The 13,608-nt window shown below is 48.6% G+C and carries 13 protein-coding genes and 2 tRNA genes (1 of these 15 only partly in view); 5 read left to right on the plus strand and 10 right to left on the minus strand.

Features of this window, described 5'->3' with window-relative positions; all coding sequences use genetic code 11:
- Positions 1-26 precede the first annotated feature (26 nt).
- Positions 27-1,517 carry a UxaA family hydrolase gene (locus tag HMPREF3091_RS06010; RefSeq protein ID WP_070715238.1) on the plus strand — a complete coding sequence of 497 codons (1,491 nt, stop codon included), beginning with the start codon at positions 27-29 and terminating at the stop codon, positions 1,515-1,517.
- A gap of 118 nt (positions 1,518-1,635) precedes the next feature.
- On the plus strand, positions 1,636-2,169 hold the full coding sequence (locus HMPREF3091_RS06015; protein WP_004846743.1) for a YgjV family protein: 534 nt from the start codon (positions 1,636-1,638) through the stop codon (positions 2,167-2,169).
- A gap of 42 nt (positions 2,170-2,211) precedes the next feature.
- On the opposite strand, the gene HMPREF3091_RS06020 is transcribed toward HMPREF3091_RS06015, so the two are convergent.
- From HMPREF3091_RS06020 to HMPREF3091_RS06070, 10 genes are all read right to left on the minus strand, one after another.
- A complete protein-coding gene (locus HMPREF3091_RS06020) occupies positions 2,212-3,477 on the minus strand; it encodes a NupC/NupG family nucleoside CNT transporter (protein ID WP_172635526.1) in 1,266 nt (421 codons plus the stop codon).
- A 227-nt stretch (positions 3,478-3,704) separates the two neighbouring features.
- The gene (locus HMPREF3091_RS06025) at positions 3,705-4,520 is read right to left on the minus strand and encodes a TatD family hydrolase (RefSeq protein ID WP_070714781.1); all 816 of its coding nucleotides are present in this window, start codon (positions 4,518-4,520) and stop codon (positions 3,705-3,707) included.
- Positions 4,517-5,731 (minus strand): patatin-like phospholipase family protein, encoded by a 1,215-nt coding sequence (locus HMPREF3091_RS06030; RefSeq protein ID WP_004846737.1) that lies wholly within the window; start codon positions 5,729-5,731, stop codon positions 4,517-4,519. The genes HMPREF3091_RS06025 and HMPREF3091_RS06030 overlap by 4 nt, the downstream gene beginning before the upstream one ends.
- Positions 5,732-6,040: 309 nt before the next feature.
- Positions 6,041-6,202 (minus strand): DUF1328 domain-containing protein, encoded by a 162-nt coding sequence (locus HMPREF3091_RS06040; protein ID WP_004846733.1) that lies wholly within the window; start codon positions 6,200-6,202, stop codon positions 6,041-6,043.
- Between the two features lie 127 nt (positions 6,203-6,329).
- The gene (gene osmY / locus HMPREF3091_RS06045) at positions 6,330-6,944 is read right to left on the minus strand and encodes a molecular chaperone OsmY (RefSeq protein WP_070714784.1); all 615 of its coding nucleotides are present in this window, start codon (positions 6,942-6,944) and stop codon (positions 6,330-6,332) included.
- Between the two features lie 524 nt (positions 6,945-7,468).
- Positions 7,469-9,058, minus strand: coding sequence for a peptide chain release factor 3 (prfC, locus tag HMPREF3091_RS06050; protein ID WP_004846728.1), 1,590 nt, complete (start codon positions 9,056-9,058; stop codon positions 7,469-7,471).
- A 266-nt stretch (positions 9,059-9,324) separates the two neighbouring features.
- On the minus strand, positions 9,325-10,593 hold the full coding sequence (locus tag HMPREF3091_RS06055) for a type II toxin-antitoxin system HipA family toxin (RefSeq protein ID WP_070714786.1): 1,269 nt from the start codon (positions 10,591-10,593) through the stop codon (positions 9,325-9,327).
- Positions 10,594-10,595: 2 nt separating this feature from the next.
- On the minus strand, positions 10,596-10,925 hold the full coding sequence (locus HMPREF3091_RS06060; RefSeq protein ID WP_070714788.1) for a helix-turn-helix domain-containing protein: 330 nt from the start codon (positions 10,923-10,925) through the stop codon (positions 10,596-10,598).
- 170 nt (positions 10,926-11,095) lie between these two features.
- Positions 11,096-11,563, minus strand: a complete 468-nt coding sequence (rimI, locus tag HMPREF3091_RS06065; RefSeq protein ID WP_083321373.1) for a ribosomal protein S18-alanine N-acetyltransferase — start codon at positions 11,561-11,563, stop codon at positions 11,096-11,098.
- A complete protein-coding gene (locus HMPREF3091_RS06070; RefSeq protein ID WP_004846719.1) occupies positions 11,532-11,942 on the minus strand; it encodes a DNA polymerase III subunit psi in 411 nt (136 codons plus the stop codon). Before HMPREF3091_RS06070 ends, rimI begins: the two co-directional genes overlap by 32 nt.
- Positions 11,943-12,149: 207 nt before the next feature.
- On the opposite strand from HMPREF3091_RS06070, the gene rsmC reads away from it, so the two are divergent.
- The 3 genes from rsmC to HMPREF3091_RS06085 form a co-directional block, all read left to right on the plus strand.
- On the plus strand, positions 12,150-13,190 hold the full coding sequence (gene rsmC / locus HMPREF3091_RS06075) for a 16S rRNA (guanine(1207)-N(2))-methyltransferase RsmC (protein WP_070714790.1): 1,041 nt from the start codon (positions 12,150-12,152) through the stop codon (positions 13,188-13,190).
- Between the two features lie 239 nt (positions 13,191-13,429).
- Positions 13,430-13,516 (plus strand) — tRNA-Leu (locus tag HMPREF3091_RS06080).
- A 59-nt stretch (positions 13,517-13,575) separates the two neighbouring features.
- Positions 13,576-13,608: transfer RNA gene (locus HMPREF3091_RS06085), tRNA-OTHER, on the plus strand (it continues 53 nt past the right edge of the window).

Consider the following 13,608-nt stretch of genomic DNA (forward strand, 5'->3'; position numbering starts at 1 on the left):
CAGAGCTGAATTAAATTATGCAAAACATGCAAAGCGTTATCAAAATTCATCCGTTAGATAATGTCGCGGTGGCACTGCGCGATCTGAGCGCGGGTGAAACCATCGACGTTGAATCCTTTTCTATTGTGCTACCAGCCGATATCGCTCGTGGCCACAAATTTGCGCTAACGCCGATAGCGCAAGGCGATATGATCGTCAAATATGGCCTGCCAATTGGCCATGCGCTTACCGCAATCTTGGCTGGTGAACATATCCATTCGCAAAACGCGAAAACTAACCTCAACGATCTGGATCAATATCAATATCAGCCGGACTTTGCCAATCTGCCAGCTCAAATGGCCGATCGTGAAGTACAGATCTATCGTCGCAAAAATGGTGACGTCGGGATCCGTAATGAGCTGTGGATCTTACCCACCGTAGGTTGCGTGAACGGTATGGCGCGGCAGATGTTAACCCGCTTTATGAAAGAAACGGGTGATGCTGAAGGCATCGACGGTGCGTACCTATTCACTCATCCATTTGGTTGCTCACAGTTGGGCGACGACCACATCAATACCCGCACCATGCTACAAAACATGGTGCGCCATCCTAACGCCGGTGCTGTCCTGGTTGTTGGGTTGGGCTGTGAGAATAACCAAATTGCCGCATTCCGTGAAACGCTGGGCGAATATGATGCCGAGCGCGTGCATTTCATGGTGTGCCAGCAACAGGATGATGAAGTTGAAGCTGGTATTGAGCATTTGCACCAGCTATATCAGGTCATGCGCAACGATCGTCGCGAATCAGGCAAACTGAGCGAGCTCAAGTTTGGTTTGGAATGCGGCGGTTCTGACGGCTTATCTGGAATTACCGCTAACCCGCTGCTGGGGCGTTTCTCCGACTATGTGATTGCTAACGGCGGCACCAGCGTGCTAACCGAAGTCCCTGAGATGTTTGGTGCTGAGCGTATCCTGATGAGCCGCTGCCGCGATGAAGCTACGTTTGAAAAAACCGTTGAGATGGTGAATAACTTCAAACAGTACTTTATTGAGCACAACCAGCCAATTTACGAAAATCCCTCGCCGGGCAACAAAGCGGGTGGGATCACAACCCTAGAAGAGAAATCTCTAGGCTGTACGCAAAAAGCTGGGCAGAGCCAAGTGATTGACGTATTGCGCTATGGAGAAAGACTCAAGACACCAGGGCTGAACCTGCTCAGCGCGCCGGGTAATGATGCGGTAGCAACGAGCGCACTAGCCGGTGCTGGTTGTCATATGGTGTTGTTTAGTACAGGTCGCGGCACGCCATACGGTGGCTTTGTTCCTACTGTCAAACTGGCAACGAATACCGAAATCGCCACGAAGAAACCACACTGGATCGATTTCGATGCTGGGCAATTGTTGCATGGCAAAACCATGGATCAATTGTTGATTTCATTCGTAGATATGATCGTCGATATTGCTAATGGTCATCAAACCCGCAATGAAATTAATGACTTCCGTGAGCTAGCAATATTTAAAAGCGGCGTAACGCTGTAGTGAGTGACGAGTAGTGAGTGACAAGTAGTGGGCTAAGTTAAACACAAGGTTATAGAGCCTGAGCTTTGAGCGGCGTTCTTCTGAACGTCGCTTTGTTATTTAATCAAGGGACGAATTTATGAGTAGTTACGAGTGGTTTGCACAAGGCGTAGGCGTTGTGGCGTTTCTGGTTGGCATCACCACGTTTTTCAATCGTAACGAACTACGTTTTAAGTATCAGCTCTCTATCTATTCCGCCATTATTGGTCTGCATTTCTTTCTAATGGGCGCCCACTCGGCCAGTGCCGCCGCTGAGCTCAATGCGGTACGAACGGTGATTTCAACCCGCACACGTAGCAACTGGGTCATGTTGGTCTTTATTGTGCTCACGTTAGGGTTTGGTGGTTATAGCCTGCAACATGCGATGGAGTTGCTGCCGATTATTGGCACTGTCGCCAGTACATGGGCATTATTTCGTACTCGAGGATTAACCACCCGCTGTGTCATGTGGTGCTCTACGGCTTGTTGGGTCACACACAATATCTGGCTAGGATCGATTGGTGGCTCACTGATTGAAGGGAGTTTTTTGCTGATGAACGGATTTAATATCATCCGTTTTCGCCGTATGCAACGACGCGGGATCGATCCGTTTAAGGTAGAGAAGAAAGCGTAAGAACCTCCAGCCCGCTCATCGAGCTGGAGATAATTAGAATGATTAAAGCGCCAAGAAGAAACCAGCGATAGTTGCACTCATCAGGTTAGACAAGGTACCTGCCGCTACGGCTTTCAGGCCAAAGCGGGCGATATCATGACGACGCGTTGGAGCCATGCTACCTAGACCACCCAGCAAAATCGCCACCGAAGACAAGTTAGCAAAGCCGCACAGTGCAAAAGAAATGATGGCTTTAGTGTGGTCAGACAGCACCTGTAAGCCCGCAGCCGCAACTTCCGCATCGGCCTTCAGATATTCACCAAAGTTCATGAATGCCACAAACTCATTCACAATAATCTTTTGGCCAATAAAGGATCCGGCAATCTGCGCTTCGTTCCAAGGCACACCGATCAGGTAAGCAATAGGAGAAAACACCCAGCCCAGAATGAGTTCCAGTGATAATTGTGGATAATCAAACCAGCCGCCAATCCCCCCCAGCATGCCGTTGATCAACGCAATCAGCGCGATAAACGCCAGCAGCATGGCGCCCACGTTCAATGCCAACTGCATACCTGATGCCGCACCCGATGCTGCCGCGTCAATGACGTTAGCAGGACGATCTTCTTCAGCAATCAGCTCCGCTGCGTCCGTTTTATCATGCGTTTTTTCCGTTTCAGGCACGATTAATTTAGCAAACAGCAATCCACCCGGAGCCGCCATAAATGATGCGGCAATCAGATACTCTAACGGAACACCCATTTGCGCGTAACCCGCAAGAACAGAACCTGCCACCGATGCCAAACCACCACACATCACGGCGAACAGTTCTGACTGAGTCATGGTTGAGATGTATGGGCGAACCACCAGCGGCGCTTCTGTCTGCCCAACAAAGATATTTGCCGTTGCAGATAGGGATTCAGTACGCGAAGTACCCAGTACTTTCTGTAAGCCGCCGCCCAGCAGGCGAATAACGATTTGCATAATGCCGAGATAGTAGAGTACGGCGATTAATGAAGAAAAGAAGACGATAACAGGCAGTACACGTAATGCGAATACGAAACCACCGCCACCAAAGACTTCAAACATTTTGTCAGACACCAGTCCACCAAAAATAAATGAAATCCCCTGATTTCCGTAGGCAATGACGTTGGCGACGCCAGAAGACATCGCGCCTAATACATCGCGCCCAGCCGGAACGTAAAGCACGAAAGCGCCGATAACGACCTGAATAAGAAATGCGCCAGCCACGGTGCGTAGGTTGATAGCACGGCGATTGCTCGAAATTAGCACGGCAATCAGAATGAGTACCGCCATCCCCACCACGCTCATAATAAGTTGCATGGAATAGTCCCTGTAACGCGTTAGATTTTAGGTTGAATACCGACGTAAAACTCTCTCGCCGATGGGGGGCGATTATACCGATGGGGGAGGAAATATTGGTCAAGGCTGTCACAGTTTTATACAACTGGAAGCAACTAAAATCACAAAAAAGAGATATGCATCACATTATCACGCACACGTTTTCGTAGTCACTTTTGGGATAGTTATCAAAGTATCTAAAATGATGCGGAAATACCGAATAATCTACAGGTGTTTTGCCAAATAGTCTCAGCAATCACTGCGGCGGGCTCTGCTCTTAACTCACACAGAACCTCGAAGACATTCAGTACGCGTTCAGGGCGATTTGGCTGCCCCTGATAGCCAGAAAGTGGCATATCTGGAGCATCCGTTTCTAACAGCAGCGCACTTAACGGCAGCTCAGCTATGACCTGACGGGTTTTATGCGCCCGCTCGTAGGTTATCGTGCCGCCCACGCCAATATAGTAGCCGAGTTTAATAAAAGCCTGTGCCTGAGAAAGGCTACCGGAAAAGCCATGAACGACACCGCCACGTGATAAATTCACCGCTCTCAGTTCACGAGCCAGCTGATCATGCGAGCGGCGGGAATGCAATATCACTGGCAAATCATGGTGTTTCGCTAACGTTAACTGCGTTCTCAGGATGGCTAACTGCCGCTCAAGCTGGGGATTATCCATAAATAAATCGAGCCCGATCTCCCCTACTGCAACCAGCCTGTTTGGTTTGCTTGCTAAAACATCCGAGAGACGTTCGATGTCCTGTTCGATATGCTGCGCGATATAAAGCGGGTGAAGCCCGACAGCGGCAAATAGCATGGGATGGAGATTCACCAGCGCTAGCACTCGTTGAAAGCGTTCTGCGCTGATGGTGGGTACGATGATATGACGCACTCCCTGTGCGTAGGCTAATTCAATGCTGTCAGACTCGTTCCCGCTGAACGGGGGAAAATCGAAATGACAGTGGGTATCGATAAACCGAATATGGCGACCGATTTCATCCTTACCCTCACTCATGACGTGCTGTCCTGCGACGTTGGCTTATCCGTGTGCTGTGGATTTGCCTGTGTCACACTACCCGCAGGATCGGCTCCTTTTTGCCGCGAACTCTTATCCAGATGAACGCTATCGGGCAAAATCAGTGACTTTTCAGCAACCATGTTTGTTTGCGGTTCTGGCAGTAAAATACCCGTTTTAGCCGCTGAATGGCTTGCTGCAACAATAGGCACCTCAGGCGCAATGGTATCTGAAGGCTGCAACAAACGGCGTGAAGCCAGCTTTTTGCTAGTATTGGGCTGGTTTTCACGCGGCAATAGCCAATGCCCGACGGTTGCCAAGAAATAGCGGCCGCAGCGTCGTCCCAGATGGTAATCAGCATTTAACGCCGCGACTTTACTACCGAGGGCATGACTTGCTAATGGTTTCGGTGGATAGATTTCAAAGACTCGCACTTTTCCCGGCGGTTTCTCAATAAAGCGTTGAATGCGACGATAGCTTTTCTCGTGATACTGCAACATTTTAACCATCTGCTGCAGGCTGCTTTCGCCCAGCAGAGCTTCCATGCGTCGCATCCACTTGGGTGTATAAAACATTTGCGACGGAACGGTACGGATCACCACAATAGTATCAGCACCGCGTCGATGCGCTTCGCGTACGGGGATCGCATCACTAATTCCACCATCGTGGTAGCTCACACCATCTAGCTCAACGCCCCAACGGTAAAATCCCGGAATGGCGCTGCTGGCCTTAATCACCTCAAGCCAGTTGTCGCGCTTGGCAGGAAAATAGGTTGGCGCGAAATCTTCACTGCGACTGGCACACATCAGCAATTGGCGATCGTCACCTAAGTGCTGCTCTGCGTAATCCATCGCCAGCGGAAGATCGTTGGCCGTCGCTTCGATCAACCAATCAAGATCGATCAAATGTCCCCCACGCACAAATCGCAGCGGATTAAAGAAATCAATGGAAGTGGTGTAACGTGTGATAACGCGCCGAGCATAGCCGGGCTGGCCACAAACAAACGCAGAAAGGTTTTGTGCCCCAGCAGAAGTGCCGAGGTAGAGATCGAAGGGGTTAAAGCGCGCGCGTAGGAATTCATCCAGCACGCCAGCGGTAAATATTCCACGCTGTCCGCCGCCTTCACATACCAGCGCTATTTTTCCCGGCTGGTAGGGCTTGTACGCTAATGGCTCAATATTACCCAGCGTAATCGGTATTCTATATCCCAACCATCCATCCTCAATGAATCTTTACATCCTCCGAGGATACCCTGTCTTGCGCGATTCCGTAATCCTCTTGCAACAATCCGAGGAGGCAATCATTGTTGCCAGTAAGCCATTCACCGTCATGACCAAGCCATTCAGCCAGAGTAGACCTGACTTGACCGCGAATTTGCTTCCACTTACCAACAACAATGTCACCGTTCATATTTACAAACCTATTGCGCTTTCCATCAGACACGGATGGTGGGTTTGGTGTCGATACCCCAATGGCTCTTGTCGAAAAATACTCGCCATGAGCAACAAGGGTATCCTCACCTAAGGACGACGTCGGCCTGTAAACAAGCTCACCAGGAACAGAATGATACCGACGACAAACACCACTTTAGCGGCCCAAGCTGCCGTACCGGCCAAGCCACCAAAACCTAATGCTGCTGCAATCAATGCAATGATTAAAAAGATAATTCCCCAACGAAACATATGCTCTCCTTACCTTGCCTAAATAAAAATTAAGAGCCTAACTGAAGGCGCTCTGCTCTTTTCTCAGTTATTTCTAAAGGGTAATCACTCCGAACGTACTTGGGTAAGTACGTTCGGGGAAAGCAGATTACTGTTTTACTGTCAGATCATTTTTAACGCTTTTTACACCCTCAATCGCGCTAGCAACGCTTTCGGCACGATCGGATTGGGCTTTAGTTTTCACCGTACCGGAAAGCTGTACCAAGCCGTCTTGGGTTTCAACTTTCACGTTACGTGATGGAACCAAATCGTCGGCCAGCAGTTTAGCTTTTACTTCGCTAGTGATCGCCGTGTCGCTGGCATATCCTTTAACGCTGGATTTGGTGCTGTCTTTCACGTGCAGCTTGTCGCTGACGGATTTAACACCCTCGACGCCTTTCGCCAGCTTCACAGCGCGCTCAGCCTGATCCTGAGAAGACACAAAACCATTCAGAGTCACTACGCCTTTGCTGGTATTGACGGAGATGTCGTTACTTTTGATGTCTTTGGCATCGACCAGCGCACTTTTTACCTTGGCGGTAATACCGCTGTCATCCATATAGCCATCGACTTTCTTCATGGAGCTATCGATTTTCGCACCGGTAGAGTCAGCCGCGCTTTGTGCTTTCTGCATTAAGGTTTCTTCTGCCATAGCACTACCGCTAACCAGTACGGAACCTAAAACAATCGCCATCATTGAACGTGCAAACTTGGTATTTTTCATCGATTTCTTCCTTTTGATTTCAGTAACGGCTGTACGCCGCGGACCGTATTACTTTCGGCCCTTTTCACATCGTCTCATCGGAGACTCGCTGTGCTAATGCTTTAAAATGCAGCCAGAGACCACCTTGGCAAAGCTAGAAAAGTTTCAAATCAGCAATTAACAAACAAAAGATTAACAAATCATGTCTGGAAAACCATCAAAAACTTGGTTAATCACTCCTAAGAGTGAAGAGTCAATCGTTAGTCTGCTGATTCAAAATCAATGTGTTATATTTCCAACCTTGTTACCGTGGTGCATTCAATACTTAAGCCAAACTAATAAATTCATTTGGCGTTAGATGTCTTGCGCCGCTGGAATAACTATAGCCCAGTAACAAAAAAATGCAGTTTAGATCACAATAACTGACGTTTTTTTGTGCAAAAAAGCGGCTTATTAAGACGATTCTGCGAATTTCAGGCATAAAAAAACCGCACGAGAGTGCGGTTTTTGAACAAATTCAGCAGAAAAACTATGCGGGAAAAAGATTAATGCTCACGTGTTTTGCGGAATTTCACTTCTGGATAGCGTTCGCTTGCCAGATTGAGATTGACCATCGTTGGTGCGATATAGGCTAAATTATCGCCACCATCCAGCGCCAGATTAAGCTCGTTCTTACGTTTAAACTCTTCGAATTTCTTCACGTCATCGCATTCAACCCAACGAGCCGTTGAGACGTTGACAGATTCGTAGATAGCTTCAACGTTGTATTCGCTCTTCAGACGTGCAACCACCACTTCAAACTGCAGCACACCGACCGCACCAACGATCAGATCGTTGTTATGAATTGGACGGAACACCTGTACGGCGCCCTCTTCTGACAGCTGAACCAAACCTTTCAACAGCTGTTTTTGCTTGAGAGGATCGCGCAGACGAATACGGCGGAACAGTTCAGGGGCAAAGTTAGGAATGCCGGTGAACTTCATATCTTCACCTTGTGTGAAGGTATCGCCAATCTGAATAGTACCGTGGTTGTGCAAACCAATGATGTCGCCAGCATAGGCTTCTTCAAGGTGTGAACGGTCACCGGCCATAAAGGTTAACGCATCAGAAATCACAACGTCTTTGCCAGTACGAACCTGACGCAGCTTCATGCTTTTCTCATAACGCCCGGACACCACGCGCATGAAGGCCACACGGTCACGGTGTTTAGGATCCATATTTGCCTGAATCTTAAACACAAAGCCGGTGAATTTCTCTTCGGAAGCGCTAACTTCACGCGTATCGGTTTTACGCGGCATTGGCGCAGGAGCCCACTCAACCAAGCCGTCCAGCATATGATCCACACCAAAGTTACCCAGTGCAGTCCCGAAGAATACCGGTGTCAGCTCGCCGTTCAGGAAGTCATCTTTGTCAAATTCGGCAGCAGCACCTTTCACCAGCTCCAATTCGCCACGCAGCTGTTCAGCCAAATCGTCGCCAACAGCCGCGTCTAAATCAGGGTTATCCAGACCTTTAACGATGCGCACTTCCTGAATAGTATGGCCTTTACCCGTCTGATACAGATAGGTTTCATCTTTATAGAGGTGATAGACCCCTTTAAATGATTTACCACAGCCGATTGGCCATGTAATTGGCGCACATACAATACGCAGCTCGTTTTCGACTTCGTCTAACAATTCCATCGGATCGCGGATTTCACGGTCGACTTTGTTCATGAAAGTCAGGATCGGTGTATCACGCAGACGGGTAACTTCCATCAGCTTACGGGTACGATCTTCGACGCCTTTCGCGGCATCAATCACCATCAGACAACAGTCAACGGCAGTCAGCGTACGATAGGTATCTTCCGAGAAGTCTTCATGCCCTGGGGTATCAAGCAGGTTAACCAAACAGTCGTGATAAGGGAACTGCATCACGGACGTGGTGATAGAAATACCACGCTGCTTTTCCATCTCCATCCAGTCAGACTTGGCATGTTGGTTAGAGCCACGGCCTTTAACCGTACCTGCGGTCTGAATAGCCTGTCCGAATAACAGAACTTTTTCAGTAATCGTGGTTTTACCGGCATCGGGGTGAGAAATAATTGCGAAAGTACGGCGTTTAGCCACTTCGCGTGCGTATTCACTAGGAGACATGTTTTTCACATTCTATCGTTAGCCACCCTGCGCCAACGCCCATAATCAAGACGATTTATTGATACGCAAAGTGGGAATAAAAAGGGTTATAACCTCAATAATTCGAGTTGCAGGAAGGCGGCAAGTTTGTGAATCCCTACCAGCATAGATAACTATGTGACTAGGATGAACAAACGTAGCCAACGCACATGCAGCTCGAAGTATGACGGGTATAGCGCGCTATTTTCCCTGATTTAGACAGGTTAGACAATCAATCGTTTTAAGCGCTAAGGCACTGCGATACGGAAGTCGGGAGATAGACTTGCCCAATGGCTTCTTAAGAAGATTTTGTGTTCCTCCATCATCGGCATTTCCTCAAGCATCGAAGGCCAAATTTGCCGCGCCGTTGAAATGACATCCTGTAAATGTACGGCAATGGCAGGCCAGGCAATATCAATACGTTCAGCCCAGCGCGCAAAGGTAGACAGCTCAATGCTGCCCCAACGCTTTTCTCTGGCCATATTCAGAGCCACGCTATCCTCGCCTAAGACGTAAGGCAAGGTCGTCACAATATCATAGGCCGGAGACAATCGAGCGTTTAAAGCATCGCGATAGATCATCGTCCAGTTTTTCAAATGTGCATCACCGTTAGCCAGCAGCACATTCGCCAGTAAACGCCGTGCCATTTGCTGTACGTCAGCTAAACCGCGGGAACCAAACCGGTATAACAACGCCGCCATAATGTCATAGTTATAGCTGCCATATTTTCCCTGCGGATAGACCTCAAGTATTTGAGCAAAATCCTCAGTGTGTATCCTACCCACCTCGCTACGATCAAACCGCCGAATGGCATATGCGTAGCGTTCATCAGGTAGATTAATCTTGGGTAAATTATCTAACTGAGACAGCTCGATTAATTTAATCTCTGGGATCTCAACGCCAATCGCTTTCGCCAGCATCATCGCCGTATATTCATTTTCCGGCACGTGGGCGTGGATCGTTGACGGCGTTTTGATAATCCAGCTATCACCGTCAGTGTCTGCACTAACATTGAAGCGATTATCTCGGCCTTGGGCGGAAAATTTCATCTGCACCCCGGCCAAAGAAAACTTATCAGCCTGATGGCAAACCTCAATCTGTATCGCTTCTAAACGTTCCCCCCGCGCAGATAATGCCCATGCAGGAATATCACCCAATGGAAGAGGTTTCGCGATAAGTGCGCCGGGCAAATTACCACCGGTATAGGCAAGTAAGGGAAACTCGGCGTCGTGATGAACTTTCAGCTTTTGCGTCATCCAGTCGCGCAGCGCGCCTTCTGCAAGAAGGTTAGACAGCACCGGAGGCAGCTTCATAGTCGATCTCAGCGGAGACTGTAGATAATGAGGTTTGATAACTTGTTGCAGCGTAAAAATAGGGCGAGCCGTGGTTGGTAACGCAATATATTCAGGATCAAAGGTTAGAATATTATGGTTACTTGCATAATGCGTCAAAATCCCAATACGTTGTTGGTTGAGATAAAGCGCTAATGCCTGCACGGACTCAGTTTGCCTGCTCACGTCTAGTCCTCTAATTTACGCATAATATCTTCCCACTCATCATACTGAGCCTGCGCTTGTTCATCTGATGGCATCGGCCCCCGGTGATGATTAGACATTGGAGTTATGAGTTCTTCCACCGCAGAAACTTTATTGCTCGGAACCAACAGCAACTCCAAATCCATTCCCTCCAATACTCGCAGCAGCGTCGAAAGGCGCGGATCGCCTCCAGCCTCAATTCGCTGATATTGCTGCTGCGACATCCCGATTTTCATCAGCATATCTTTTTGGTTGAGATCAAGTTGCTGCCGACGAAGTTTAAGCAAGCTGGGTAGCTCAGAGAGGTGTTTCATCGCGTTAAACTCAGCATAAGACAATAACAACAGATTAGTTGTTAATCACGCAATTAACAACTAATCTGTTGTTTTTCACTTCAAATACAACTTATTTATTGTTGCCCTCAATAAAAACAACAAAATAGTTGTATTTAAATCAAATAACAACAAAAACGTTGTTTTCCCGTTTAGCCCAGCGGCAGCGCCATAATGCGCGCATCTTCACGCCCATCGGCGGTTGGGTAATAATGACGTCGCACCGACACTTCATTGAAACCTAGCGACTCATAAAGCGCTATTGCCGCACGGTTGGAATCCCGCACCTCGAGCCATAATGTCACAATGCCTTTTTCCTCCAGATCGGAAATCAATGCTTCTAGCAACTCGCGGCCCAGACCTTTACGCTGCTGGGTTGGCGCAACGGCAATATTGAATAATGTCGCTTCATCTAGCACCACCTGCGTAATCGCAAAAGCAGCTAATACGCCATCACACTCTAGTTTCAGATTGTAGTAGCGTTCACCGTGGTTACTGAGGAAGGTCTTTTCAGTCCATGGAAATGCATGGCTTGCACGCTCAATCTCAAAAGCAGCGTTAAAATCGGCCTCGGTAAGAGGAGAAATCTCACCCTTGAGGGAAGAAATGTTGTTCATCATGACAAATTTGCTGCCATAGGGCGCGTTTCGCACCGGAGTTATGATAAAGCGCGCTGAGCGCCGGAGAGTGCAGCATCACGCCGTCGCGTTCTGTCGTCGATGTTTCACCGAGCCACCAGACATGATATTTTTCGCTATCTCTTAGCATGGCGTATTGATCTGGCGTGAGGATCACCGCCTGTTCAGGCGATAGCATCAACGCCTTGAGTACGTCACACAGTAATATGTCATCAGGAGAAATCGGCTCAGCCGATACAATTAGCAAGCGAGTCGAGCCAGATACACTGACCGCAATCTCGCCATGCAGCGCAGTTGGACGCCGCAGCACCCACTGGGTAATACCAAGCTGCTGTAAAAGAAGATCGCGTCGGGAGGCCATACTGTCCTGCTTGTAGATAAAAAGAGACGTTAAGATGACTATCTGCGGCGTTATTCTAGCAAACCTATCGAACCTACGTCATTAAAGCTCTCCCCATCTTTACGTGAAGCTGCCTCTGCGTCGAATTTCCTCTCTTACTGCCTTACTGCAACTCCACGTAATTTGGGTATATACTCCCCGCCTAGTTAACCTAAGGAAACACGTTTAATGTCATTATTTACCCCTGCCAGCGAAGTCATTCTGCGCCACAGCGAGGAATTTGAACCACGCCGAGTCCTCTTTGCAGGCGATTTACAAGATACCCTGCCAGCACAGTTTGAAGCGGCAGAGGTTCGCGTTCATACCAATCAATATCATCATTGGCAGCAACTGAGCCGTACCATGGGCGAACGTTGCCGGTTTGGCTTGACGGCAGACGCAGATTTAGTCGCTGATTGCGATACCCTGATTTATTACTGGCCTAAGAGCAAACAGGAAGCGCAGTTTCAACTGCAAAACCTCTTCTCTTTAATGCCAGTTGGCACTGAGTTGTTTATCGTTGGCGAAAACCGCGCTGGCGTGCGTAGTGCAGAAGGCATTATCGAAACGTTCGGGCCTCTGGTGAAAATTGACAGCGCACGTCGCTGCGGTCTGTATCATGGACGTTTAGAAAAACAGTGCGATTTCAATCTTGAAGACTGGTGGGAAAATTACCAGACAGGCAGCCTCACTATCGCAACCCTTCCAGGTGTTTTCAGCCGTGACGGCTTGGATATCGGCAGCCACCTGTTACTTTCTTCGCTTGAACCACACATGAAAGGCAAAGTGCTGGATGTGGGTTGTGGTGCTGGCGTGTTGTCAGCGGCAATGGCCAAAATGTCACCCAAGGTTAAGCTAACGCTTACCGATGTGAGCGCAGCGGCGTTGGAATCCAGCCGTGCAACGCTGGCAGCTAACGACATTCAGGGTGAAGTGCTCGCCAGCAACGTTTATTCAGACGTGAATGGCCGTTTTGATATGATCATTTCCAACCCACCGTTCCACGATGGAATGCAGACCAGCTTAACTGCCGCTGAAACCTTGATCCGCGGCGCAGCAAAACAGCTGCAAATCGGTGGCGAACTGCGCATCGTGGCTAACGCGTTCTTGCCGTATCCACAGTTGCTTGACGATGTTTTTGGCTCACATGAAGTGCTAGCTCAAACAGGGCGTTTCAAAGTCTACTCAGCTCGTCTGGGTCGCGCAGCTATCGCCAAGAAAAAACGCTAATGAATTCTACGACTGATATGCCTAGGTTTATCAGTCGTACTCCCTTCGCCGCTCTGCTCCGTAACCACCATTCATCGCAATAATTTCTAGCACTAACGCAATTTACAAAATAAATGTCCACATTTTCACCAAACACGCCACAAACACACATCGATGGGGAAATAAGTGTTGACGTAACCGCGAAAATCTCTAGAATTCGCCTCCGTGGTTATGTTGCTGCAAAGCAATATAAACGGTATGCGAAGGTGGCGGAATTGGTAGACGCGCTAGCTTCAGGTGTTAGTGTTCTTACGGACGTGAGGGTTCAAGTCCCTCTCTTCGCACCAAGCTGGTGAGCATATTTCGGCAATGTAGTTCGAAGTAGTACGAAAAAGTAATCTGATGTGCGAAGGTGGCGGAATTGGTAGACGCGCTAGCT

Origin of the sequence: Hafnia sp. HMSC23F03 (assembly GCF_001816025.1) — a bacterium.
GTDB lineage: Bacteria > Pseudomonadota > Gammaproteobacteria > Enterobacterales > Enterobacteriaceae > Hafnia > Hafnia paralvei.